This is a genomic window from Sanguibacter inulinus (genome assembly GCF_013415325.1).
In the GTDB taxonomy this organism is placed as follows: domain Bacteria; phylum Actinomycetota; class Actinomycetes; order Actinomycetales; family Cellulomonadaceae; genus Sanguibacter; species Sanguibacter inulinus.
The window spans coordinates 1-599 of the sequence record NZ_JACBYE010000105.1; the positions used below are offsets into that span (position 1 = coordinate 1).

The window sequence follows — 599 nt, forward strand, 5'->3', positions numbered from 1 at the left end:
GAGCAGAGCCGGGCAGGCACCGCCCGGCTCGATCACCGGCTCGAAGTGCCACAGCTCGTTCGCGTAGACCCTGCACAGGCCCAGGTCGGCTCCGTGCTGCTCGAGCCACAGGGCTCCGTCTGTCGGGCCGACGTCGATCGCACGACCGGCGACGTGCGCAGAGCGTTCCGGCGGCAGCACCCACCGCCGGGCCTCCTCGAGCGAGCCGTAGCGTTCGACGGCCGACTCCACGAGAGCGGCCTGGTCCTCGGCGGAGCGCCACCCGGAGGTCAGCGTGAGCGCGACACCGTCGGCGGCCGCGGCCTCGACGGCCAGCGCGAACCGCCGCTCGAGCTCGGGGTCGAGACCTGTCGCCGGAGATTCCGCGCCGCCGCCGCCCTGCGGTGCGGAGGCCGTGCCGCTGCCCGAGCCGTCTCCCTGCGGCGCGTCGGAGCGGCCCGAGACGCCGAGGGCGACGGCTGCGAGACCGAGGACGACGACGGCCACGGGGACGGCGACCAGGAGGGCTGTGCGTCGTGGGTTGCGTACCGCGTGCTCGGGCGATCCCTCGTCGGGCAGCGGCCTCGAGGCCGGCGGTCCGGCGGCGGGAGGAGCGGGAG

At 76.0% G+C, this 599-nt stretch carries 1 protein-coding gene; it reads right to left on the reverse strand.

Annotation, left to right across the window (positions count from 1 at the left end; translation table 11 throughout):
* On the reverse strand, positions 1-599 hold a 599-nt coding region (locus tag HZZ10_RS19075; protein WP_218928978.1), incomplete at both ends, for a M15 family metallopeptidase.